The sequence below is a fragment of the Photobacterium makurazakiensis genome (assembly GCF_050336715.1).
In the GTDB taxonomy this organism is placed as follows: domain Bacteria; phylum Pseudomonadota; class Gammaproteobacteria; order Enterobacterales; family Vibrionaceae; genus Photobacterium; species Photobacterium makurazakiensis.
In genome coordinates this window covers 25,105-51,076 of record NZ_JAKJSJ010000044.1, presented here as the reverse complement: position 1 = coordinate 51,076, position 25,972 = coordinate 25,105, and the positions used below count along the sequence as shown (strand labels likewise).

General features: G+C 39.8%; 21 protein-coding genes. All 21 read right to left on the bottom strand.

What is annotated here, in order from left to right; genetic code table 11:
- Positions 1-67: 67 nt before the first annotated feature.
- The 21 genes from L4D09_RS19085 to tssJ all read right to left on the bottom strand — a co-directional run bounded on the left by L4D09_RS19085 (position 68) and on the right by tssJ (position 25,972).
- Entirely contained in the window at positions 68-1,051 is a 984-nt protein-coding gene (locus L4D09_RS19085) for a TRAP transporter substrate-binding protein (RefSeq protein ID WP_428459113.1), read from the bottom strand.
- A 439-nt stretch (positions 1,052-1,490) separates the two neighbouring features.
- Entirely contained in the window at positions 1,491-2,147 is a 657-nt protein-coding gene (locus tag L4D09_RS19080; protein ID WP_428459112.1) for a Qnr family pentapeptide repeat protein, read from the bottom strand.
- A gap of 44 nt (positions 2,148-2,191) precedes the next feature.
- Entirely contained in the window at positions 2,192-3,133 is a 942-nt protein-coding gene (locus L4D09_RS19075; RefSeq protein ID WP_428459111.1) for a hypothetical protein, read from the bottom strand.
- A 5-nt stretch (positions 3,134-3,138) separates the two neighbouring features.
- Complete coding sequence (locus tag L4D09_RS19070) at positions 3,139-3,426, bottom strand: PAAR domain-containing protein (RefSeq protein ID WP_428459110.1); 288 nt, start codon at positions 3,424-3,426, stop codon at positions 3,139-3,141.
- A 98-nt stretch (positions 3,427-3,524) separates the two neighbouring features.
- Complete coding sequence (locus L4D09_RS19065) at positions 3,525-5,411, bottom strand: type VI secretion system Vgr family protein (RefSeq protein WP_428459109.1); 1,887 nt, start codon at positions 5,409-5,411, stop codon at positions 3,525-3,527.
- A gap of 69 nt (positions 5,412-5,480) precedes the next feature.
- Positions 5,481-5,960: an Hcp family type VI secretion system effector gene (locus L4D09_RS19060; RefSeq protein ID WP_428459108.1), complete on the bottom strand. Its 480-nt coding sequence runs from the start codon at positions 5,958-5,960 to the stop codon at positions 5,481-5,483.
- 248 nt (positions 5,961-6,208) lie between these two features.
- Positions 6,209-8,809, bottom strand: a complete 2,601-nt coding sequence (gene tssH, locus L4D09_RS19055; protein WP_428459125.1) for a type VI secretion system ATPase TssH — start codon at positions 8,807-8,809, stop codon at positions 6,209-6,211.
- Between the two features lie 65 nt (positions 8,810-8,874).
- The gene (gene tssG / locus L4D09_RS19050; protein WP_428459107.1) at positions 8,875-9,861 is read right to left on the bottom strand and encodes a type VI secretion system baseplate subunit TssG; all 987 of its coding nucleotides are present in this window, start codon (positions 9,859-9,861) and stop codon (positions 8,875-8,877) included.
- Positions 9,858-11,687: a type VI secretion system baseplate subunit TssF gene (gene tssF / locus L4D09_RS19045; protein WP_428459106.1), complete on the bottom strand. Its 1,830-nt coding sequence runs from the start codon at positions 11,685-11,687 to the stop codon at positions 9,858-9,860. Before tssF ends, tssG begins: the two co-directional genes overlap by 4 nt.
- Positions 11,688-11,689: 2 nt before the next feature.
- Positions 11,690-12,163: a type VI secretion system baseplate subunit TssE gene (gene tssE / locus L4D09_RS19040; protein WP_428459105.1), complete on the bottom strand. Its 474-nt coding sequence runs from the start codon at positions 12,161-12,163 to the stop codon at positions 11,690-11,692.
- Positions 12,164-12,175: 12 nt separating this feature from the next.
- Positions 12,176-12,976, bottom strand: coding sequence for a type VI secretion system accessory protein TagJ (locus L4D09_RS19035; protein WP_428459104.1), 801 nt, complete (start codon positions 12,974-12,976; stop codon positions 12,176-12,178).
- 5 nt (positions 12,977-12,981) lie between these two features.
- Entirely contained in the window at positions 12,982-14,499 is a 1,518-nt protein-coding gene (gene tssC, locus L4D09_RS19030) for a type VI secretion system contractile sheath large subunit (RefSeq protein WP_428459103.1), read from the bottom strand.
- 58 nt (positions 14,500-14,557) lie between these two features.
- A complete protein-coding gene (gene tssC, locus L4D09_RS19025) occupies positions 14,558-16,051 on the bottom strand; it encodes a type VI secretion system contractile sheath large subunit (protein ID WP_428459102.1) in 1,494 nt (497 codons plus the stop codon).
- Complete coding sequence (gene tssB / locus L4D09_RS19020; protein ID WP_428459101.1) at positions 16,048-16,560, bottom strand: type VI secretion system contractile sheath small subunit; 513 nt, start codon at positions 16,558-16,560, stop codon at positions 16,048-16,050. Before tssB ends, tssC (L4D09_RS19025) begins: the two co-directional genes overlap by 4 nt.
- A gap of 55 nt (positions 16,561-16,615) precedes the next feature.
- Positions 16,616-17,710, bottom strand: coding sequence for a type VI secretion system protein TssA (gene tssA, locus L4D09_RS19015; RefSeq protein WP_428459100.1), 1,095 nt, complete (start codon positions 17,708-17,710; stop codon positions 16,616-16,618).
- 54 nt (positions 17,711-17,764) lie between these two features.
- Positions 17,765-18,577 carry a PP2C family protein-serine/threonine phosphatase gene (locus L4D09_RS19010; protein WP_428459124.1) on the bottom strand — a complete coding sequence of 271 codons (813 nt, stop codon included), beginning with the start codon at positions 18,575-18,577 and terminating at the stop codon, positions 17,765-17,767.
- On the bottom strand, positions 18,571-19,245 hold the full coding sequence (gene tagF / locus L4D09_RS19005; RefSeq protein WP_428459099.1) for a type VI secretion system-associated protein TagF: 675 nt from the start codon (positions 19,243-19,245) through the stop codon (positions 18,571-18,573). The genes L4D09_RS19010 and tagF overlap by 7 nt, the downstream gene beginning before the upstream one ends.
- Positions 19,245-22,769 (bottom strand): type VI secretion system membrane subunit TssM, encoded by a 3,525-nt coding sequence (gene tssM / locus L4D09_RS19000; RefSeq protein WP_428459098.1) that lies wholly within the window; start codon positions 22,767-22,769, stop codon positions 19,245-19,247. The genes tagF and tssM overlap by 1 nt, the downstream gene beginning before the upstream one ends.
- Before the next feature lie 42 nt (positions 22,770-22,811).
- On the bottom strand, positions 22,812-24,122 hold the full coding sequence (tssL, locus tag L4D09_RS18995; RefSeq protein WP_428459097.1) for a type VI secretion system protein TssL, long form: 1,311 nt from the start codon (positions 24,120-24,122) through the stop codon (positions 22,812-22,814).
- Positions 24,123-24,146: 24 nt separating this feature from the next.
- Positions 24,147-25,472, bottom strand: coding sequence for a type VI secretion system baseplate subunit TssK (tssK, locus tag L4D09_RS18990; protein WP_428459096.1), 1,326 nt, complete (start codon positions 25,470-25,472; stop codon positions 24,147-24,149).
- A gap of 35 nt (positions 25,473-25,507) precedes the next feature.
- Complete coding sequence (gene tssJ / locus L4D09_RS18985; RefSeq protein ID WP_428459095.1) at positions 25,508-25,972, bottom strand: type VI secretion system lipoprotein TssJ; 465 nt, start codon at positions 25,970-25,972, stop codon at positions 25,508-25,510.

Here is a 25,972-nt window from a genome sequence, read left to right as displayed (position 1 = left end):
GTAGACTGCCCCAAGTTAGAATTGGTGAAACAAAAAAGCTAGCCAGCACAAGCTGGCCAGTTCACATTTATTGCTGGTTATATTTGTTGATCACATTAACGCCGTCATCACCAGCTTTAACTAGCCATTGCTTCACCACTTTATTGCCTAACTGGACAAAATCTTCTTTCAATTCAGGTGTAGGCTCGCTCACTGTCATACCATTCGAGATAAGTTCTTTTTTATACCAGTCAGCCAATTCTCTCGCTTGCGCCCAACCCGCCTTTTCAGCATCCGCTGCTGCTGCCTCAATCACTTTTTGAGTCTCTGGTGATAATCGGTTCCAAGCGCGCTTATTAACAAAGACCATGTCTTTTGGAAGCCAAGCATTAACGTCATACCAGTACGTCACATACTCCCAAATTTTACGGTCATAGCCTGTTGAACCTGATGCAATCATGCTTTCCGTTACGCCAGTAGCAAACGCCTGAGACATTTCAGCCGTTTCAACTTTTGTCGGGACCGCTCCCATCATTCTTGCTAGTTCAACCGTCATTGGGTTGTAAGCTCGAAACTTACTCCCTTTCATATCATCAAGACTTGATACTGGTTTCTTCGCATAAAGCCCCTGTGGTGGCCACGGCACACTATAAAGTAGCTTTACTCCTTTTTTATCGAGTACCTTTTCCATCTCTGGTTTTGATGCTTGGTATAGGGTCCAAGAATCATCAAATCCTGTCGCGACGAAAGGTAATGCATCCACTTCAAATATTGGATCTTCATTCCCTAAAGCTGAAATGAGGCGCTCGCCAATAGGCACAAGCCCTCTACGTACCGCACCAAAGATTTCATTTCCTTTATATAAGGAGCCTCCAGGATGGGTCACAATATTAATTTCATCCCCAGCCTGCTCGTTTACCGTTTTAGCAAACTCAGCGGCTAACACAGAGTGGTAATTATCAGAAGAGTAAGCGAGCGGCATGTCCCAAGTATCTGCTGCTGTAGCTATATAAGAATGGCAGAGCATTCCAATACCTGCGGCCAATGAATATAGCGTCCTTTGCTTAGTCATACATATCTCCATTATGTTTATTCTTTAAATTACGTCGTTAAATAGTTTAAAAAACCAATACAGAATTTATTTATTCCGCCAATCCAAAGCAAAATATCGCAAGCACAAATATACATTTGTACTTATCGGTTACTAAGTAATCCCGTAGTGATTTATTCAGCGTCATTTTATGTCTTATATGAATAAACCATATTGCAACAACAACGCAACATAATAATACCCGAAATGATAACTGCTCACGCCTTCAGCCTAGGAAACTAAAGTGATCCGAGCTGTTATCGTTTCGAAATAGGAAGACTAGAAATAGGGGGCACTGACTTTATGGGAAATTTTGATTTAAACAGCGTTGAGTTAGGCTACGTGAGCTTGCGTTAATACATACTTAAACAAACTCACCTTTTATTCGCAGCCAATATGGTCGTGAATGCCGTACCGGGCATTAGCTTGGTAAAACAATTACCCCAAGCGGCTCTAGTAGCTGCGCCTGTTGCCAATCACAAATCGTCACGTTTTCAAGGTTCACCCGACGTAGATCGAGCCCAGTAAGATCAACGTGGCTCAAGTTTGCTCCTGCTAAATCAAATTGCCCCCATGCTTCTTGTGAAAATTCACCATTGGTTAAATCAGAGCCTTTAAATGATGCTCCAAGCAAATTGGCACCCGTCCAACGGTTTTCAAACAGCTCGCACTCTTCCAGTTTTATATCTTCAAAATCTGCGTAGGATAAATTGCAGCGCGTGATAAATGCAGAGCAGAAAAATGTGTTGTGGGTAATATAATTAGCGAATCGGGCGCGTGAGAATATAGCGCCCTTTAACTGACTATCTCGCATTTCAACACCAAACATTTCTGCACCAGAAAAGTCAGCCATACTCAAGTCGCAATCTTTAAAGCTCGCTTCTTTTAACTGAGCATAATGAAAGATACAGCCGTCATGCTCACCGCGTTCGATAAACTGGCAATGTTCAAAGCTCGCTTCAGTTAAATCAACCCGGCTAAAATCACAACGTATAAATTGGCAGTGCTCAAATGTGGCCTGTTGAAAGTTTGTTTTGGAAAAAGAGTGGTCTGTGAAGGTTTGTTTGCTAAATAACATAAATTACATCTTTGGCTACGGTTTCCCAATAGAATATAACATAATTAAACCCAGCTATATAAAGCAGCACCACGATAAAGTACTTCAGCGCTTTCCACCTGTAAGGTATGGTGGGAATAATCACCACTTTTATAACGCTCATAAAAATGCAAAATGTTATAAATCCCAGAACAAGCACCTAACTCTCCTGTTCTCGCGCCCGTCATTACTACCTGTGTATGCTTTCCAACACAAGGGAACAGCTGGTGATAAACATTCGCCCATTCCTCGGTAAGTGTTTTTATGCCATTGTATGGCGCATAAAAATGATGAATAGGTGTAGGCTCTGCTTTTTGGTAGCGTTCAAACAGGGCTGATATCGCTGCCCCTCTTGCTTTCTCTCTTACTTGCCCTTCATAAGAAAACCAGTGACGCATTAAGCCATTATCAGACAATGTGAACTTAACAAGTGCAACACACTCTGCAGCTGGAACACTTTCATCTGGTAACATCTTTGGGGGTAAGTGCATATACTGTGTTTGAGTGATGCGGGGATCGCTATCCACAGCTAATACCAATACGCTAGAGTAATTTTTCTCTTGAAGCATGATTTCTATATGCCTCCAAGCAAGTAACATTGCCGCCCGACCATACGGAAATAAATAGCAAGACGGATGTTTTTTTAAATCAGGAATAGCACGGTATACACTTTTATATAGTTGTCCATATTGATCGTTGTCTATCGTACCTAGTTGCGGCAGTAAAATTATAATAGGCGTAGATAGCCAATCTAAATTAAACTTGCCCACAGCAAGATTAAGTATGGTCGTAAGTCGCTGTAAATATGTTTCAGACGTTAGCTCCGTCATAGGCTGAGCAAGGAATTCACGGTTATTAGACTGTAATAGTGTTGGCTGTGGATACGGATATGTTTCCAGCTCTAATATCGATTTATAGTCGCAACAATTGCCTACTTGAAAATATAAGGGTTCTAATTGATAAACCATAATACTCAACCAATATTTACCGTAGGGTTACCCGCTACAATTTTACCACCATGCTTGGTTGAGTCACCCATACGGGCTGCTGGTTTCCCATTAATTAAAACACTTGAAGAACCGTCTTTTATACTATCTGGAGGGCCAACACAAATGACCATGTCCCCTTTACGGGCAGCAGGTAACCCGCCTATTAATACGTTTCCTGAGCCTACAGCGATAGGGCCGCCAACATGCGGCACTTTACTTGTCGTTTTTGGGCATGTATGAAAACAGGTTATCGTCGCAGCTGGTTTTCCCATCGTAATTTTACCCGAATATTGAATCGGGACTCCTCGCTCATTTACTTTAATCATGTGTGTTGATCGAATACTTAAGGTGTAACGCTCAAAAGCATTAATTAATTCAAGGCGATCGAACCCGCTTTCAGATCAATCGTACTTCCGTTAACTTTTATTTTTGATCCTTTAATTTCCACACATCCATCACTCGACAAAGTAATTGAGGCGCCTCCAGATTTGAACACCATTTTATTTCCCACATCAATAACCAGTTCATTTCCAACTTTTGTTTTTTGATTATTTTCAACATTCGAAGAGAGGTTATTTTCAACTATCTGGTTATAATTATTCTCCACAGTTAATTCATAATTATTTTCAACTGTTTTTTGGCTATTATTTTCAACTAAGACAGAATAATTGTTCTCTATTATTTGGTGAAGATCGTTTTCAACTACCGTATGAAAGTCTTTTTCCGCATGGATATAGAGTAATTCATTACCTTTCTCGTCATCAAAACGGATTTCATTGAAATTATCATCATTAGCTTCTTTTGTAGAACGTGTCTTTATTCCACTCTGTGTCTTTTCATTTGGTAAATCATAAGGTGGCATTTTTTCACCATTGTATAGAGAGCCAATGATGATAGGTTGATCTGGGTCGCCTTCAAAAAACTCTACTAAAACTTCCTGACCAACACGTGGGAAAAAAAATGCTCCATACTTATTACCCGCCCAGTTTTGAGCAACCCGAATCCAACAAGAGCTTGTACTGTCAGCTTCTCCATCTCGATCCCAATGAAACAACACTTTCACTCGCCCATATTTATCAATATATATTTCATCACCATCTTCACCAGTAACGCATGCAGTCTGAACACCATGAACACGAGGCTTCGCCGTTAACTGTAATGGCCTATATAATGTTTCTTTGGAAACACATGAAAAATAATTACGGAACACTTGTTCAGTATGTTTCGCTGTCCCTGTTTGGCTAGCAATAGCAACTTCTATATTCATTTGAGTGATGACAAAACTCTTGCCTTCATTCCGCGTATCTTCATGAGATTTTATGGTGAAATATTGCCCCGCTGTAAAGCTTAAACAATTACTACTGCCGCTAGATAACTTTGAATCACGCTGCAATGCATCTAGAGTAGTATTGGCAACATCCTTAGCCCTATGGTTGAATTCTGAGCCAGCCTGATATTCAAAGATTTCTGTTTTTACTGGCTGAACGTATGAAGGCACCTCAACTTGTTCTCCAAAAGGTTTATCTGCTGGCATGACAAAATCATAACCAGACTTAACACTGCTGTTTGGCGTCACTTCCAGTCCATCAGACCAAGTATGAATGTGCGGTTCTGACAAACTTCCCGTAGAAAAAGATACGAGTGCTTCCGCGCACTCTTTATAAGACGTAATATCGTCAGCTAGAACCATCTGATGGCTATTCATATCATGTCTGAAAAAGAAATATATTCCTTCATGCTCAAGTAGCCTACTTACAAAATCCAAGTCCGATTCATTATATTGAACTTTATAGTCATAGACAGGGTAACTATTTATCAACTCACTTTTAATAATTACATTATGCTCTGCTAATATCGTTTTAACGATATCTTCAGCATTTAACTTTTGAAAAATCCGGCAATTACTTCTCTGTGATAAAAATGCGAGGCATGGACTGATACTTATTACATAGTCTTGATATTTTTCACCACCAGCAACTGCTGACACTCTGGAACCTGTTGATCGAATAGATGATACATAACCGTTAAAATATCGACATGACAAAACGCCTTGAATATTACATTGTATAGATACTGTCACTGATTTACCGACAATATCTTGAGCTTTAATATATTGACCATTGGTGTAAACAAAAGCTTGAATAGAAAAAAGCGTTGAAATTCCTTCATGAATTTCAGCTCTTGTAATATGCAAAACATCTTTACCTAAAGGTGTATCGATGCGAAGGATGTTTTTATCTTGTGTCGCTTTTTCCATTTACCTATCCAAGTACTTCGATAACATAGAAAAGGGATAGCATGACTATCCCGTAATAATTAAACTCAATTACATTTGCTGGCCTTTAGCGCCACTATATCCATAAACAAGTGGAGCCTGAACATTATTTTGGTCATCCGTTGGCGTCACTGTCATCATCATTTCAGTATATGAAATTGTGATCGTTTCCACAGGACGATCATCTTGAATTGAAACACTATAGTTAGAAATCATTGCATCGGTTAATTCAATCTTCATGATTTCTTCAACTTTTTCACCCTGTTTGGTAATGTGGAAAACCGCAGGTTTGCCTTTACCAATCGTTGCTTCTTTAAAAAGATCTGGTGATGCTTTATCTTGAAGTTTAGTAATAGTCATATCATAAAGGCGAGTTGAACTCGCTTCGCGATCTTGAGCTGTACCAGTATATGAAGTAATTTCTCTACCAACGCTCCAGTCAACAGATAATAAAGTAATTAAATCTTTATACTGTTCAGCAGTCGCTTCACCTTTAATATCAGCATATTTTAAATACGTATTCGCTTGCACGCTAATCTCCTATAGCATTACTAGTTTATCCATAAAAGGATACAGGAAAGTGATCAACAATAATTATATTGATGATTTTGTAATCACAAAAAACCATTAGTAAACATTGAATAACATCCAATATTATCTCAAATGAATTTCAGTAAAAATTAATATTTAAAGAGTATTACACAAAAAGGCAACCCAAATAACAAACTATAATATAGACTCTGCGTCATGTCGCATTTATAGTTAACTTATACATATTATCATTCGAAACTTATATTATACGTGCCATTTTCGATATCAATAAAAACATAATTAAATGTTTCAGCTCTAGCCACTTTCTCTAGTATTTTAACTGATAGAGTAGGTAACAAAATATTTTGCAAGTTACTTTGAATGATCCGAGCTCCAACATTTTCATCTTTAGAATTCGCATATAGATAATTAACAACCCCGTCAGTGTATTCTAATGACGCGTTATAATTTTCTTTCATTCTGAAAGCAATACGGCTAAGTTGTAAGTGAATGATCCGGTAAAGTGTTTCTATACCTAGTGGGAGGTATGGAATAACATTAATTCGCCCAAGAAATGCTGGCTTAAATACCTCCAATAAGTCATCTTGTAACGCTTTTTTAAGCCCATCAATTGAAGGAATTGTTTCTTCATCTTCATGAAGATTTATTGTTGTTTCAGTTCCAACGTTTGAAGTCATAATAATAATGGTATTTTTAAAGTCTATATCACGCCCTTCTCCATCCTTAAGCGTACCCTTATCAAAAGCTTGATAAAAGATATCTTGAACACCTGGATGTGCTTTTTCCATTTCATCAAGTAAAACAACACCATAGGGATTTCTTCTTACTGCTTCTGTTAAAATACCGCCTTCACCATAACCGATATAACCGGGAGGAGAGCCTAGTAATAATGATACTTTATGCTCTTCTTTAAATTCAGACATATTGATAACAATTACATTATCTTCACTACCATACACTTGTTCAGCAAGAGCTAGTGCTGATTCTGTTTTACCGACCCCACTAGGGCCCGTTAGTAGAAAAACTCCATCAGGTTTCTGTTCATCACTCAGTTGAGCACGTGCGGTTTGGACAATATGACTCATTCGATCTAATGCATGATCTTGACCTATAACACGCTCTTTCAAACGCTCACTTAATGACAATATATTTTCAATCTCATCGCGTTGCATTCGACCTAATGGTATACCGGTCCAATCAGAAATAACTTCAGCAATAACAGATTCATCAACCTGAAGGAATACCATTGGATCTGCATTTTCATGAAGTGTATGTTTGATGCTTTGTAAACACCGTTTATCTTCATTAGGAAACTCAGTAGTTTCGGAAACTAATGCGTGGGAAAGTGCTTGCGCCTGAGTAACTAAATTACTTTCATCACGCCAAAGCGCATCTAATTCACGAAGTTCTTCTTGGGCGTGAAGGAGTTCACCCTTAATTTTCTGCAACTTTTTCCCATGATCACTCCCAACGATTTCTTCTTTTTCTAGGATCGCCCGCTCATCATTCAGTTGTTGCTTGTAACGAACTAAATGTTCAACCTTTCCTGGCGTACTCACCTGACTCATGGCGACTCGTGAACAAGCGGTATCTAACAAGGCTACCGCTTTATCCGGCAGTTGACGCCCATTGATATAACGACTCGATAGTTTAACTGCGGCTTGTAAGGCCATATCCGTTATTGTGACCTGGTGGTGTGATTCCATGACGGGTAATAACCCACGTAACATAACAACTGCCGTTTCTTCATTGGGTTCATCGATTTTAACGATCTGAAATCGGCGGGTAAGCGCTGCATCTTTCTCAAAATATTTTTTATATTCAGCCCACGTCGTCGCAGCAATTGTACGTAATTCCCCTCGAGCTAAAGCTGGTTTTAATAGGTTTGCAGCATCATTTTGCCCCGCCGGACCACCACTACCGATAAGTGTATGGGCTTCATCAATAAATAAAATGATCGGCGTTGGCGATAACTTTACTTCTTTTATAATCGCTTTAAGGCGATTTTCAAATTCGCCTTTCATTCCTGCTCCTGCCTCTAACAGTGCCAAGTCCAGTACACAAATTGATATATCTTTAAGTCCTTCAGGCACATCACCGAGAGCAATTCGTTGAGCAAGCCCTTCGACCACAGCGGTTTTACCCACCCCCGCTTCACCAGTTAAAATCGGGTTGTTCTGCCTACGCCGAGTCAAGATATCTATCATTTGGCGAATTTCATTATCACGCCCTAAGATCGGATCAATCTCACCAGCTCGTGCCTGTTCCGTTAAGTCTATAGTGTACTGGGACAACGCTTGCTGACCTTCAGAAGCTGAAGTTATTTGGTTTCCCAGTGAAAAGGTAGTCAATTCATTCGACTGCTCTACTAGTTGAGGCCATACAGAAATAAGCTGAGCTAAGTCTATACATGCCAACTGCTTCGCATCACGAAGAATTAGCGAGCCCAAAAGCTCATTATTGAGCAACGCATAAATTAAATGGACAGTTCGAATTTGAAAATCATTAAACTCAATTGTCGCAGCCAACCACGCAGATTGTAATACTGTCACAATATGAGGAGAAAGACCGGGAGTATGGCTGTTACCTGTTTTTAGTGTTTCAAGTCCTTGCTGCAACTCACTACGCAATTTCGGTAAATCAATAGCAAAATAGTCAGCAATAACAAAAAAATCGGTGTTTTTATCTTCCGTCATCACAAGTAACCAATGCTGAAGTTCAACACTAAAATGACTGCGACTATTACATAGGGAAGCACCTGACTCCAACATGGTTTTACAACTGGGTGAAAGTTTATCGACTAGCGCCTTCAACGTCATTGTTGACATATAATATATCCTTGCTTTCAATTAATTAAACAAAAGTAGCCTTTAGCTCTAGCTAAAAATTAACTTTACCTTAATGGGATATTCAGATTTTTGTCTTTGAGTTTAGAGCCACTCATAAGTGCCCCTCCTCGGCCTAAACTTGGGCCAATTTTACTTAATTTCATCACTGGAATATTCCGGCAAGTTGTCGTTAGGCACCAATTAACATCAATCGACGGCGGTACAAAATTTCTAGCGACTTGCTTTAAGGTTAAGAGCAGCTGGCCATTCCCCATTACTGCCAGTGCTTTATCACTGTCATTTGCTTGTATATCAATCTCGATGGCAGAAGATATATCCCATACTTTTTGCCCCAAGATACTACTAACACCGAGCTGTGCATGTTTACCCTCTGGCTGTATACCTGAACCCAACTGCGTTTGCTCTGATCTATCCAGTTGCATCCAACGCCCTATGAATTCTCGTATTTCAATATTACACCCACTGATACGCATTAATATCTGTCGTAAACTTTGTGTATTCCTTATAGACTTCGCAAATAAGCCACCAAAAAATACATTTAGATATTGGTTTGCGCCAGTTAGTGAGCGAAGAGCACTATCCATCGATGTTTCTTTTCCATTAAGACAATGCGCATGCTGAATAGAAAATTGATACTTTTCCCACGCACGATAATTCAGCGAAATTAAACGATGGTTAAATAAGTCAAAAAATTCACTGATTGCTTCATCTTTCAATCGATTACGCTGCATTATCAATTCGGTATAATGCAAAGGTAATGCGCCACTCGCCCCTGTTAGTCCCATGAAATTTACGTATAATTCTATTTTTTTATTACCATGCCCATCAGTAATCTCACCGACTGATTCAACCGCATTGCCAGGAAATCCTAAATGTTGAGATACCTTAAACCGGATATATTCATTAGCAGGCAGCGTATCAGTACCTAGCTCACCGTAGTCAACAGCATTTTTTACTGACTGTTGTATTGTGAAAGTGGAACGATAAAAGTCGTCCTTATCTATTTTATGAATTAGCTGCTCTAGACTCACAATAATGCTTTCCCACCAGCATTTGCCGGCCAGCAATGTATCGGTTCTGATTGACCTTGGATTTGAATACTTAATCGAGTAAAACTATTTATTGCTGTAAACTGAGAAAAAAAGTGGGATAAAACACTGCCAAAGAAAAATAAGTGCGTATCCGCCACTACATTATTACTAAATTGAATATCAATATTGGAACCATGGCAAAACCCTACACGCCCATTTTTAACAACCCTCGCGTTAGCAGAGGTTATACTCATGGACGAAATAGCGTCAATCAACGCTTTACTTTGGGCAGTCTGTTCAAAGTCATATAACCTCAAAGTGTCCTTTAATGTATATACGCCATCTTCATCAGAAAATTGATTGAGTGTTAAATGCTTAGCAAACTGCCAACGTGTACTTTCTAACAATTTAGGGCGAATCGGATTCGTCGGTGCCGTTAAACATCGAACCTCTTTTAATGAGTCAGTTCGTTGAACGACACTCATTGCTGGCTGCCCCCCGCCATAAGGTAAACGGATAGGTAAATTACGATTACTACAAAGCGCCTTAACTGTCACAAGCCAATGTGAGTACTCATCAATCTCAATATTATTGGTATTTTCGCCAACTATTGAAAGGTAACTATCACAGCCTGGTTCATTATGCCCACCCGACCAATTAGACTGCTCCCTCCTAACAGTCCAGAACATCTCATTATTGTAAGAGGAACTATCTAATCCATGCGCGTAAAAAGGTGCAATATCAACACGTTGATTTTGTTGATCAAAAGCTGTCACGTTCTGTATTTGAATGACTTCGCAGATCTCCGCTTCATCATATCGAGGACTCAGCCGATATTCACTCTCAATTGGTTTTAAGGCGATAGGTTCAAGCTCCTGCTCGAACAAGTTAATTATTGGAGTACAACCCAACAGTATATTTTCAGCGGTAAGCTGCTTTGGTAAAAAGTCATCCGTTTCGTCAAAATAGATATATACATCAACTTCATGGTCATCACCTAACCACTTTGGGTCAAGGTTCTGCAAATCAAAGAACAAAAATTTCTCAGCGAATAAAAAATGTTCCACTAATAGCCGGTAGCCACTAAATGTTTGCTTTTGATAGGGCACAACTTCGTGACCTTCATTAAACCCAACAGTAGTAATATGCCGAGGCTGAAAATAATGACTCGCGGTAAGTTCATCTTTTGGTGCAACAGCAACACCAACCGCAGATTTAAATAATAACTGATACATCTTGTAGCTCAATTGCCCATGACCATTGAGGTAGAATCTCAGCTGATTAATACCAAGCTTACTTAGTTTAGTATTCTCGAATTCACACTGTAACGTGAGTTTAAGTACGGATTTAGCATTTTTTTGAAAATGCGACTTTGGTGCTTTAAAGGGCGCATTTTCAAACACCGCGTGAGCGACTTCGACAGGCCATAATTGTGTGTCATAACACGTTGTAAAGTTACATTTTTTAAACCCATCAACTCGGCTTTCTATTGCACTACCTCGAGGTAATTTAAACCCATTGTCATTAATATTCTGCGTTGTCATTTTGACTATTGCCATGGAAGGAATGGTCGCATGATAGTCAGGGTATAATTGACCTAGCAGCCCTTCTGTTAACTCCGGTAAACTGTCGTCTAAACACTGCCGAGTTTGCGCTGTCAATAACGCAAAGCTTTCGATTAAACGTGAAACATGTGGGTCTTCTACATAATCATCGCTCAGGCGCAATCTTCCTGCGACTTTAGGATAACGCTTTGCAAAATCAGCCCCCATGTGGCGTATATAGGCAAGTTCACGATTATAGTACTTCAGTATTTCATCACTCATGGTTACGCCTCACTAATTTTTATCCCTAAGTAGACAGGTTCAATTTCAGAATCGAACGTTACTTCTTCAGGCTCAGGAGTCGCATGAAATAAAGCATGTATACGTAACCGCAAGATACGATCTTCAGGCAGTTCATCACCAACTATCGTGACTGCAACATCAGCAAACCTCGGTTCAAACTTACGAATCGTTTCTTCTATGGATTGGCACAACGCTTGTTTTCCATCTAGGCTGCTCAGTGGCATAGTTGAAAAGTCAGGTAATCCATAAGAAAATAACGAGTGATCAAGCTCTTGGAAATGCTTTGGCCATATATGCCAACGGCCTTTAGCATTCAACAAGTTTTCAAGGTCTTGCCGAACACTTTTTCTCATTTTTTGCCAAGTAAAAGATTGGGCTATACCGCTTGAGTGTAAAGGGGTATCGTCGATGAGACGATCAAGGAGCGATGGTAATAACGACTGGCTTACTTTCATTGCTCTAATTACCTATACTTCACAAATAGTTTTTTTGTTCAGATTATTGATACTAGAAATGGCGAGAGCTTCATCACCAAATAAATACATTTTCTGGCCGACCCCGGTGTAAACATCCGTATCATTAACAGTAAACCAGTCTGTTTCTCGCCCCAGTTTTTGTGCATCCGTTTGGCTTTCTATATAAGTAATAGGGATAAATGCTTCACCGCTTAGCCCCCCCTCAATATCAATTTCAACTTTCCGCCACACCTGCTCAACTAACGATGTAACAGGCTTCAATTCCAAGTGAATAAGCGCATCAAATGGCACCAAATAATAGAGACCATTAGTACCAAATACTTCAAGGTAACCCGCTAATGTGTCATCGATATCTCGTAAAGATTCCTGCTCAATACCATCGATGACTAATTGGCACTCCTTACGAGTTTCTTCTAGCTGCTTAGCGCTTTCCTCTAATAATTGTGTATTATCATCATTTGCCGCTAATTTTATCGAGACTAATGCTGTGAAGGATTCATCAACCTCTCTCACTAAAGAAGCAGTTGCAGCACCATTATAAAAATCACGCCTTGCTTGCGCAGCTCTAATCAACAGTCGTAAGTTGCTCGCCCCTACAAGGCAATCTGGATGTTGTTTAATAAGCATATTTAGTTGTTTATCAGCTCTTTCTAGCTGCCCATCAATGCAAAGCAACTCAATAAAATGACTTCGAATATTGCTATCTTGTGGTTGCTCTTGTAATAGGTTGCTAATGTAGCCTAATGCCTCTTCTAGCTTTGCCTGCTGGATCAATGTCGATAATTGTTTCATACGCTTTACCCTACGTTATTCTGTCTTGGTGATAGTTCAGTAATCAAACGGATACTTGAAATCATTTGATCTAATTGAAAATGTGGCCGTAAATGGATAATCGAATAATATTTACCAGGTTGGCCTGACTTTTCTCGCACCTGAATTCGCGCTTCGTTAAGAGGATAACGAGAGCGTATTTCATCTGATGACTCATCTGACGCTGTGGTATAGTCAAATAACCAATGCTGAAATTCATTTTCAAGACTTTCTGCAGTTGTATACATTCCCACTTTGTCACGCCCCATTGCCTTGATGTAATGTGCAAATCGAGAAGCACATAATATGTACTGAAGCATTGAAGATAACCTTGCATTCACCCGTACAGACTTCTGTTCATAATGTTTGGGGTAATTCACCGAAGCATTACTATAAAAAACCAAGTTATCGGAATAAGGCACAGCTGATACCGGGATGAAACCACTATCGGAAAGCTGCTTTTCCAGCCGATCACCAACTTGTAAATCCACAGATGTTTTTTTCAAGCGAATACGTTTTGAGTTCTGAAAACAACTTGACGGTAGATTAAACACTAAACCTCTTTTATATTGACCAGGCTGCAATCCTCGTATCTGGCTGAACCAGCCCGACTCTGAAAATGCTTTTAAAGTAACAGCTGCAAAACCATACGCAGCATTCCCCCAAAGGTGGTCGACCTGAGGCTGCAGAATACGCTCCTCAAAATAAACGCCCTCTTTGCCAGTACCATTATTCTGGTAAGGCTCTCGCATCAATATGTGCGGAATTGTGATCCCTAAAAACCGAGCATCATCCATTTCTCTTAACCGACGCCAGTTTTGGTATTCTCTTTGAGAAAACTGATCTTGGATTTCTGATACGTTGGCTAATTCTGAATAGTGGTCCACACCAAACAATGCAGGATCTGCTGATGTAACAAATGGCGCAAACGCTGCAGCAGCCGTATGAGTGATACCTTTAAGGGTATCAATATCACTCGTAGGAATATCATGTGTTATTTTATGAGACACTTGATAATCGCCTATAAGTAACCCAAAAGGTTCCCCTCCAGACATATTAAATTCGTTATTATAAATCAACTTAAAAAAATCACTTTGGTCGAACTCAATTGCTCGGTTAACATCACGACTAAGCTCTTTCCATGTTAGATTTAGCACTTTAATCTTACATACCAATTCACTATCGAATTCAGACAATTGATTTGTGATATAAGTTAACCCTCGCCAACTCGCTTCTATTTTTTGAAATGAATTATGGTGGATAATCTCATTTAATTGATTGTTTATTTTCTCATCAATTGATTTAATGGTTCTTAATAGCAAAGTCCTAACAGTAGCGTTAATTGGCGAACAAATATGATTACTTTTCGCTAACCAATAACGTAGGGATGAATAATCATCATTAGTTAAAATCTGATATATTTCATCTTCATGCCATATATCAGACTTAAATTCCTTGTCAGTCATTAATAGCTCTGAATCATTAACACTAAGCATTGATTGCATCAATTCAAAATCCTGTGCAAAAAAGAAAGCTGGTTAAAAACCAACTTTCTACCATTAGCTACCCACCAATTTCAGGGATTTTAGCAACAAGGCGTAAAGACGTTGTGAGTTCTTCCATTTGCAGCCATGGACGCAACCATGCTATTGCATTATAAGACCCTGGTTGACCTGGTATCTCTTTCACCTGAACTTTGGCATCCGCTAATGGATATTTTGCTCTGATCTCCTGACCTCCCCCTTCAGAAGCATTAACATACGATAATATCCAACGGTTAAGCCAAGCCTCAACTTCATCAGCTTCCATATAACTACCGATCTTATCTCTTGCCATCACCTTTAAGTAGTGTGCAAAACGAGAAGTTGCCATCATATAAGGTAGGCGTGACGATATAGCAGCGTTTGCTGTTGCTTCAGGGCTATTATGATTCTCTGGTTTTTGACAGGTTTGAGCTCCAAAGAAAACCGCATAATTCGTATTTTTATAGTGGCAAAGTGGTAAGAAGCCTAATTTCCCCAATTCGGCTTCACGACGATCGGTAATACCAATTTCAGTCGGACATTTGAGGTCTGGATCACCATCATCACTAATAAATATATGCGACGCGAGATCATTAACACGACCTCCCCCTTCTGCACCACGTATTGCGGTACAAAATCCATATTTTGAAAACGCTTCCGTTAAACGACTTCCCAACACGTATGAGGAATTCATCCAGCAATAATCTTCGTGCTCAACATTCACTGCTAGTCCAGAGTCCTGATCAAGGCTAAATTCTTCATAACGGAATGCCTCTGTGGGTAAGGTTGCTTCACCATAAGGAAGGCGAGCTAATACCCGTGGCATCGTTAAAGTAACAAAACGTGAATCGGCACTTTCGCGAAAAGAACGCCACTTTGTATACTCTAACGATTCAAACACCTTTTCGAGGTCACGTGGTTTTGATAATTCAGACCATTCATCAAAACCAAACAAAGCAGGAGATGCTGCCGACAAAAACGGGGAGAAACCGGCGGCAGCAACATTAGACATTAAACTAAGTGTTTCGATGTCTTCAGGGTGATTCGTAAATTCATAATCTCCAATGAGCGCACCGTAGGGTTCTCCACCCGGCGTACCAAATTCAGCTTCATAAACCTTTTTAAATACCTGACTTTGGTCAAATTCAACCGCTTTGCTCAAATCTTTATGCAAATCTTTCTTACTCATATTGAGCATGCGGATCTTTAATGTTTGCCCTGTATTTGAGCTCATCACTAAGTGATTCATGCCACGCCAGCTACCTTCAAGTTTCTGAAAGCCTTCGTTATGCATAATTTCAGCCAGCTGCATTGAGATTGCGCTGTCTAAAGCCGCAATCGCCTCCCTAAATGTCACCGTCAGGTTTTTATTCCACGTTACGGTTCCTTTCAACGCTTCATCGGTTAGAGTACGCAACAGCTCTTCAGCCCTTGAACTCTCCGTTTGTTTTGTTGCAGAAATAGCCTGTTCCAATAATGTACTGTTTCTTTCGTCCACAGCCAGATCTTGTACCTCAGATGTTTGAGTGTTCATTCAGCTGGCTCCTTGGTTTCTTTATTTAACTCTTCAGATAATTTTTGCAAATCTGCCGTGTTGTTCAATACGGTCTCAAGTAAATTTTCTAACTCTTCTGAACGGTCAACCTTCGTCATCAAGTCACGGAGTTTATTCCGTGTTTCCATTAATTTACGTAATGGCTCAACTTGATTGACTACAGAAGCCGGTTCAAAGTCAGCCATTGATGAAAAAGTAAGGGAGACATCCAACTGTGTATTATTATCAGCTAGTTTATTATCAACTTTGAATTTAATTTTTGGACTCATTCTATTTAAAACATCATCGAAGTTATCTCTGTCTATTTGAATAAAACGGCGATCTTTAATTGGCTTTATTGCATCAGTGTTTTGTCCCGCAAAGTCCCCCATCACACCAACAACAAAAGCGAGTTCTTTTTTTACACTCGATCCCTCTGTTTCAACATCATAAGTAATATGTACTCTTGGTTTACGCACCCGTGATAATTTCCCATGGATACTTCCCATACTATTCTCCCTTTGTATTACTTCAATTTATGATGATTTAATCAATCACGATGAACTATGACTTATTATTCTCAGATGAAATTCCGACTAGCCGGAAATAACCATTTCTTGCATCACCATCTGAGATCAATTCTTCCAACAAATCTGGCAATGACATACCGCTCCAACGAACAACCTGATCAATGGCGTATGCCATCGGTGAATGTGGTTCAGTTTGCTTAAAATATTCAGCTATCTGCTTTAGATTATTAATGGCTTCCAGCCTTGAATTCAGTTGGTTGAGCGCCTCGTTTGGCACTTTTTCATCATCACTGCTTGGCTCTAACACACCACTATTTGTTACTATCTCGGGTTGTAATTTGTCGCCTGCCAAATAAGTCACAGCCTCAAGGCAAGTCTGTAATCGCTTCGTTATTTTTGATGTCGGTAAAGGCATACCGCACGCGCTATCCATTAACTCGACAAGCGTGCTGTAAGCATCAATACTACTTTGAATATCTTTATACAACTGCTGATAGAACGTTGATTCTGAAGACTTAGCAGCATTGAGTACATCTTGAAAAACTATCCCGCCAGAGCGAAGACGTTGCTGTTTTTTATCTTCATCGAAACGGTCAATTTCTAATGCTTGCTCATATTCCCACAATGAATACGCTTGTTCGTCACCATGATCTGTCAATGGTATGCAAGCTATAGGCATCAATAGTGTCCCCTCACTATCAGTGCCATTTAGACCAATGAGCGGAGCAATTCGGGTCTCTAAGCCATCTTCATCAGGCGTCGGGTATAAATCTTGCCAAAACTCACGGATTAGTATTGCAGCAGTTTGAAAGCCAATAGTTAATCCCTTAAAGCCATAATTTCTGGTCAATGCCTCAATAAACCAAGCCGAATACTCTAAGTCTTTACATTGAGTTGTCAGTAAAGATGGCACCCGATCCAAAATGTCTTGCCATTGATGAGCAAAGTTAAACAGAGGTTCATTATCAACAAGCGCGTTTCGTTCTGCCGCTCGCGCAGTATTACGAATATCTTTTAGTGAAAAGTACACCGAATAAGGTGATACATCATTACGTGGATCTTCCCCAGTTGGTATTCCACCTAATATTGGCGCTTCCAGCGCATCAAAATCTATTAAATCGACATCCATGCCTATCATTAATCCCTTATACCTAGCTTTATATATTTACATGCAGCAGACTGCTCATTTGTTCACAATAAAAAGAGGGACAGTATCGTCACCACTAACTAAATTATGCGTCCTATGCCCCATATCGATGACCTGGACCAAAACACAGGTGACATTGTCTGAGGCTCCTCTTACCAATGCGGAATGCATCAGTGCTAAACCGGAGTCAGTGACTATATTTGCCTGCATACAATGCGTTATGTGGTTATCTGATAATTCTTTCGTCAAACCATCCGTGCAAAGTAAAAACTGATCGCCTGACATCAACTGGCCCGACACCTGATCAATGTCCACTTTTGAATCAACGCCGATTGCACGAGTAATAACATTCGCCATAGGGTGTACTTCTGCATCATTTTTATGAATTAGCCCTTGCTCAACCATATCCATTACTTGGCTGTGATCCCTTGTTTTTTGCAGCAACTGATGATGTCGTTGTAAATAGCAACGACTATCTCCAACCCAAAGACAGTAATAAGTCCCACCTTGAATGAATAATAAAACGACTGTGGTACCTATTGTTTCACCCTGTAAATATCGGTGCGAATAATCGAAGATTTGTTTATTTGCCTGCTCAATTGCCGTACGTAAATAATCCACAGTAATTAGTAGCTTTGGAATTGCTTTTATATGCTGCATAACAATATCCACTAACATTTGGCTAGCGACATCACCAGCTTTATGTCCCCCCATACCATCAGCCACAACCCAAATACCTTCATTAGAACAATCTAAACAGGCGTCTTCATTATATGGGCGTACCACTCCGGCATGAGTCTGTGAAAAAGAATTAAAATGCCACGCAGAATTATTGGAAACCATCACCATCCCCATTTACCCCAATTCCCATCGAGCATTGCGGAAAACTGACTAACTAATGGCAATCCATTGGTCAATAATGTGCATTCCGACACTCTTTCCGATCCTGATGTCCACCAAATACAATAATGATTTAGATGTTCTCGATAAGCATGATGCAACAAATGACTAGGCTGTAATATTTCGTCCCCAGCCAGAACTAATTGATTACTTTGTTCTGACTTTACCTGTACGGTTGAAAAGGTATCGCTTAGTGCCACAAACCAGTCGCTACTATTTAAGCCCTCCAACCATTGGGTTAAGTCTGTATCGTCATCAAGTAGCTTTAATACCAACTGTTCAGATAATTGACTCCATTGCCTATCTTGCCAAAATGCAACCGGCGGAAGTTCAACCTCCATTGCCAAGGTAAAGTAAAAATGCCGCCCAACGAGGTCAACGCTTGGCATTAATGTTCCAATAACACTTCTGCTCCCACAAACTCCAGGGGATAGAGCAAAATGCCAAATGGGGCTAGTGAGATAACATTCTAGCCACTCATCGCCTAACTGCTCTCTACTCACAGCTAATACGGCTTGAAGCCATTCACTCCAACATTCAATAAAATCAGTCGACAGCTGATCTTGAATAAAATCACCCCGTATTGGTACCTTGCCGAAATAGCCAAAATTTGCCATTACAGTGTCTCCGGGCAAGAGAAGTACTCTAAATCTCTTAACCAAAAAGGGTTCACAACGCTTGATGGTTGCAATTTCATGGTTGCTCTGTTGCCTTTAATCTCAATTTTTACCAAATTATCTTTTCGTGTTTGACTACGGTCTCTAGCGGCCTCATCTAACATTCGAAATAATCCCCAGCTACCAGCATACGTTTTTGTGATGGAGTGCCCTGACTGTGGCGGTGTAAAAACCAACCGCACAGACGACTGGCCGCTATCAGGCCAAGTAAATCTAGACACCCGTGTAGGACCATGTCGGTACATCAACGATTGGCGACCAAACTCCATACGGAAGTTACTAATATGCTGATCTAAATATATTGTTTTTAAACCAAACTCCACGCTTGGCATTCTACTTCCGGGCTCAAAAAAGGCATTTCGAATATTACGTGCTTGCTCAAATACTTTTAATGATTGGCTACTGACCCCGATATTCTTTACAAATCGCCAATTCGCTTTTGAAGTATCTACTGAAGGCTCAAGATAAGTTTTAAAAAAGCTATCCATCACTCCGTTATAACCAAAGAAACGGCCAAAATCTTTTAATTTCACATCACGATTTGATCGGCTATTAAAGGGAAATTTTCCAGCGATTGCAGAACGGTATTCACTTAAAACCGAATCTTGCCAAATAGCATTAAGGTGTATTTTTGACCCCTGTTTAGCAAGCTTTGATGTTTGTTTATCTAAATTGTTAATCCATTGGTTAAACGGAGCTGGCAGTGTATTTTTAACTCGCTTTATCTCCAACGTTGAACTGCTATCTACTTCTCCACCCAGTAAACTTTTATAGGCCACTTTTTCGTTATTATCTGACGAGTTCAATTTAACCAAATAGTTATGCAGTCCAATTAACGACTCGTGAAGTGAACTTAAGTCAGACTCATTGATTGCTAAGATTGATACAAATGCCTCTTCAACGGGTTGACCCGGTAAGTCAATCTCTATTTTGGGCATTTCATTTGGTAAATACCTCATGATTCGGGACTTCTTATGTTCTAAAGCAACATTGGCCGCATTACTTGTAATATCACCAACTGCTTTTACATTATCGCTAATAGGAAGATCCGTTAAACGTAGCTCTCGCTGAATTGCAAAGATAAGGCTTTCTAACGGTTTCTCGGTCCCAGCCAGTACTTTTGCCTGATACAGTCCATCACCAGTATTCTGATAAGGAATTAATTGAACATCAGCAAGCAATTGAGTCCATTCGTAAATATAATCACGATAGTATTTATCACTTACCAGTTGAGTAACTTGTTTTTTGGTTGTTTCAGCCAGAAGCAGATCGTCACCATAAACCCAACTGTCTTCCATTAGACGCTTAACAATGCGTTGGCTTTCTAGCTGAAATACACTATGAAAACCGTTATAGGTATATAGGCCGGAAATACCTTCGTTTAAAGACTTACCGCTAAATCGATGAAATATTTTTAGGCTTTGCGAACCTAATACACTGGTTAATTTAAAGTCAGGCACATGACTATTAGTATACTCTAATTTTAAACGTTGATACGCTCGCTCTGCCAACGGCATTTGAGTCAGAATACTACGTGCAACTTTAATAGAGTCTTTATTTTCAATAAAGCCACTACGCCCAGAGTTTAATAAGTTAATGGTATGTTCCATTAATGAGTCGCGTATTGGTGCATTAATATCACCCGGATAATAGCGTTCGTAATATAATGAAAACCAACCTATTACTTGTTGCTCTTCATAACGAGAGCTATCAAATATCATTAAATATGTTTTTAATGTTTCATATAAATATTCTAAATGCTCGTTATTCTCTTTCATTTCTAGCTGGAGAGAGCTTGTTAGATATGGGGCTAAATACCCCTGTAAAGCGCGATCATAAGCAGCGTGCGCTGGCAGACCAATTTTATCACCCTGATAAAGTCCCAATTTATTAATCGCTTCAGAGTCCAGCATATTTCCACTGTAGCCAGCAGGTAAATCTTTCAGTGTGTTAAGCGCATCAACTAAAGTAACAACATCGGTATCAGCCGTTATCGGCGAAGGGAATCTTTGCTGATAATCACCGACCGCATCACCTGCCATATTGACTAAAGATTTGTTCCACTGGTAGCTTGATAACCACACTCCGCCCGCAACCAATGTTAACAAACAACAAACGCCGACAACCCCACGCCTTAACCACACGTTTTGCTTTTGATGAAGACGATTAACCGTACCAACATACTGTTCAGGAAAAATAACATTTTCAAAAAGTCGCTTAATGAAGTATCCCTTACTCTCTCCTCCTTGTTGCTTCAGCGGGACAAGGCCAAGCTTCATCTCATCTGCTGTTTCAGCCATTGCACGATCTATCGGTATACCTTCTTGGGTGGCGCTTACGATGTATACACCACGTAGCATCGGCGCTTCTTCGAAAGAGTTTGGTGAAAAAATCTCTTTTAGAAAATCATCTGCAGCCGCTTGTAATAACCTTAACTGCTTAGGGAATTCATAAATTAACGCTCGCTTATCAATGTCTCGAACGTTCTGCATTCGAAAGTTAACTCGCTTATGCAGTCGCTCCAGCAAAGCATGAAATTCTTTATTAAACATACCAACGACACCACTGTCGACATCATCAGCCTGTTCAGGAAAAGTTATCCCTAAAATTTGCTCTCGTTGCTCTTGGCTTAGGTCTGCAAAAAACTCATTAAAACCAGCAACCAAATCTGCCTTTGTCAGAATGACATAAACAGGAAACTGCATGCCTAATTGATTTTTAAGCTCTTGAATTCGCTGCTTTACTGCTCTTGCATGTAAGTTCCTTTCTGTGTGAGTCTGTGTTAATAAACTCGACAAGCTGATTGTAATTATTGCCCCATTAATGGGTCTTTGTGTACGGTGCTTTTTAAGTAACCCTAGAAAGCCTAGCCAAGCTCGTGAATCTTGATCTCTATTACTATCTTGTGTGGTATAGCGCCCGGCAGTATCTATTAATACCGCTTGATTCGTAAACCACCAATCGCAATGCCGAGTTCCGCCAACACCTGCTAATGGGTCAACGCCTAATTTATCTTTAAGTGGAAAATCTAAGCCGGAATTATGTAGCGTGGTTGTTTTTCCTGTACCAGGTGGGCCTATAAGAATGTACCACGGTAGCTGATAAACACTTTTTCCTCGTTGTAGTGTCGAACTATTTAGAACAGAGATCGCCTGCACAATACGAGCGCTCAGTATTTCAATTTCCTTTTTTGTCGCTTCATCAGACAGAGCTATTTCATCACGACCATCAAGCAGCGTTTTTACCGAATTTTCATTCTGACGCTTATTTCTTGCTTGATGAATGATATTGCTGACTCCCCACCATAGCGCGAGTATTAGCAATACAACTAGCCGTGATACTTGGCTGGCCAAAGGTTCAGTGCCCGCAATAGCAATAAGTGGTCCACCGAACCAAATCAACAATGAAATTGCCATTAAGCCGATGAAAGAAACTGCCCATTTCGACTGTAATGTCCGCTTCACTTGCCTGAATAATCCTTCCTTGAGCATAGAATTAACCTATCCCTATTTAATAAATAGTAAGTCAATCTCAACCCGACGATTTCGAGCGCGATTCTCTTCATTATTATTTTGACTTCGAGGTTTTGAATCACCTAAACCTTCAGGCCATAAGCGCCCATGCAAGTCTGTTCCCATTGCCATTGTGTTCGCGACGGCAGTGGCACGAGCCAAAGAAAGATGCCAATTCGATGGATATTTGCTGGTAAAAATAGGGCGGTCATCTGTATGGCCAGTAATCAGAATGCGTCCTTGGGTTGATTCTAATGTTCGTGAAATTTTAGATAATAGAGGAATAAGCACTTCATTAACCTCTGCACTCCCTGTAGAAAACAGCTCACTTGATTTAAGAATAACCCGTACACGATCAGGGAGGTTTATCAGCTCTAAACTTCCTCTTTCAACTTCGCTTTGTAGTAATTGTTGTAAACGCTGTGACGTTAAATGTACCAATGCTTGAGTATTGTTCTCTTGAGGCTGCCAACGAGCTATAGAATTAAGTTGATTAAACACATTATTTGAATGGTCATTAATACGATAGCTAAAGCTCATATACATGGCTAAAATTACCACTGAAAATACGGAGACCAACACCCATAAAGGCATACGCGCTCGCGGCTCTACACTTCTCAACACCGTACTTTCCCACGTGCCCGAAAGAGGAATTTCAGGGTCGCCGTATAGGTTATTGAGTTCGTTATATGCTTGCTCTCGATAACTTTCTAATTTATCCCTCCCCATTTTTTCCACTCGCATTTTTCCAATAAAGCCAAGAGATAAACATTGATATTGCAATTCAAGTAACTGTTGGTTGGTCCGTGGGTCAGCCAGTGCCTCATCAAGCAAGGTATAAAAATATTCGCCTCCAAATGTTTCTGCGTGAAACGTTGAAAGTAAGCTCTCTGAAGCCCATTGAGATTGTCCCCCCCAAACCGTATTCAAAACAGTTTCATCAATAAATGAACATAAACAATACCTCCCAGCCTCAATTTTCTCAGTGCTAATTGAGTGGGCACGAAGACGCATTTCAAATTCACGGATTTTGTCGATGCAGCTTTGACGTAAAAAAAACACATCACTGTGTGATGCTGTACTTCTTATCTGCCCGACGATCGACAATAAAGCAGCAGCTTCTTCTGTTAACGGATTACTACCTATGGGTGGCAAACGAATTAACTGATTGCCTGTTTTAATTTTTGTTAAAACAACCGTATGGTCACCTGATTGTAATTGCGTTAATTTATTAACCTCGTCATTATAATTCCCCTTCCGTCCCCGAATTCCAGGGCGAGGTTTTATTAGTGTAGCTTCTGACATATACAGCTATCCTTGCTTTTATAATTAATTGATAGCCCATAATTGCATATCCAATTCTGGGTATTTCCCAGAAAGATGTATGGCTATTCCACCACTGGCACTTAAGCGTTGCCAATAGTCATTACTGTTATCTAACTGGAAATAATGATATCCAGCGTGATAAGGGATCTGCCGTGGAGCTACAGGCAATGGTGTAGCTGAGATTCCAGGTAATTGGTTATTAACAAGATCACGAATATGTTCCACAGGGCCTACTTTTACCTGAGCAGGAAAACGACGTCGGAGCTCTTCTGAATGAATATCTGCTTTTATAGCAATGACAAATATAGATCTTGCTAGCAAAGTTTTATCTGCAACAGCCGCAACACTAATACCAAACTTAGTTTCTTCTATAGGTAACTGCACGGCTGTTTGCTCTAAGACCGTACTCATGTATTGGTTTAAAATAATCATTAGATTACCCATCACTGAGGTCAAATTATCATGCTGATAAACCGGAAGTTCTGGTGGACGTTTATTTTCATCAGAGAATGAAGATAATTCACCCACCATCGATAATAAATACTGGTAAAGTAATTCAGGGTGTAGGCCATCACTCATCTCTAAGTGGCATAATAATGGTTCATAACGATTAAGTAATTGTAACATTAAGAAATCGGCTATAGAGGTTGCTGAAGATTGCCCTTGGCTCAATCGACTTGCTATTGTGTCAGCTCTTAGCTTAACCATGCTACGCAGCTCAACAATAAACCGTTTTAATACCGGGTTATTTTGTGAATTTAAGCATGGAGGAATAAATTTATCATCTAGGATCACGCGTCCTTCGTCGCTTAACTCAATGACTCTAGCTATAGGCACTGTTATATAGCCAGATAAACTATCGCTAGCAAGCTTTAATTCAATAGAAAGCTGAGACAGTTGCAATACCTCTGTCGCACCACTTCCTATTGTAGAATCTGTTACTTCGTGATCAGTAAACCAAAAGCGAGTTACTTGACTAGTATCCTTTTCACTTATATTTAGAGACCCCGATTTTTCTATTGGAACAGCAAGATAAATAAGTTGTTCACGAATATTTTTATCTAATTGAATTGCTTCTGGTAAACACTCCCGTTTGGGGCTAATAATCATTGTTCCATCAGCCAATAACACACTGATTTTTTCGATCCCAAACTTGCCATGATTAAGTAAGGACTCATCTAATATCAACTCATTAACTCCCCAATGATAGGGGAAAGCAGCGCTGACAACCTGCGTTGATTCATGTAATAGAAAACGCTCTTGCTGCTGAAAGTGTTGCGGCCGTAAGAACATACCTTCAGTCCAGGCTACCCGACTTAAATCACTCATACCAATAATTCCTAAACCAACACAATATAAATATATTAATGGGAGTCTATAAAGACCGATGATTCACCAATCATAACGTTATATGTTTTATAAGCAGTCGTATCTATATTAACCACTTCACGCCATCGTGCATTTTCAATATCCTGATAAGCAACAATAATACCGGCGTAACGTACTCCAGGGGATAATTTTAATTTATACTCATACTGGCTTTTGGGTGAAAATTCAAATTCATTTTTTTCAATAAGATCTGGGCCTAATACATATTTCGGGTCATCATACAAAGAGAAAAAGTCTTGATTATCAAATAACGTTCTTGACGACAATTCATAGACTTTAACCACTATAGGTGAAGGCCGACCATTTAGATCAGGATTAACATCTGAAGAAATATTAAAATTTAAGCTGGTATAAGCAGGAACAACATAGTTTGCAACAGTACATCCAACTATAACTATTGTCATAAGTGCAAATGTTATTACCATAAATAACGGTTTCAT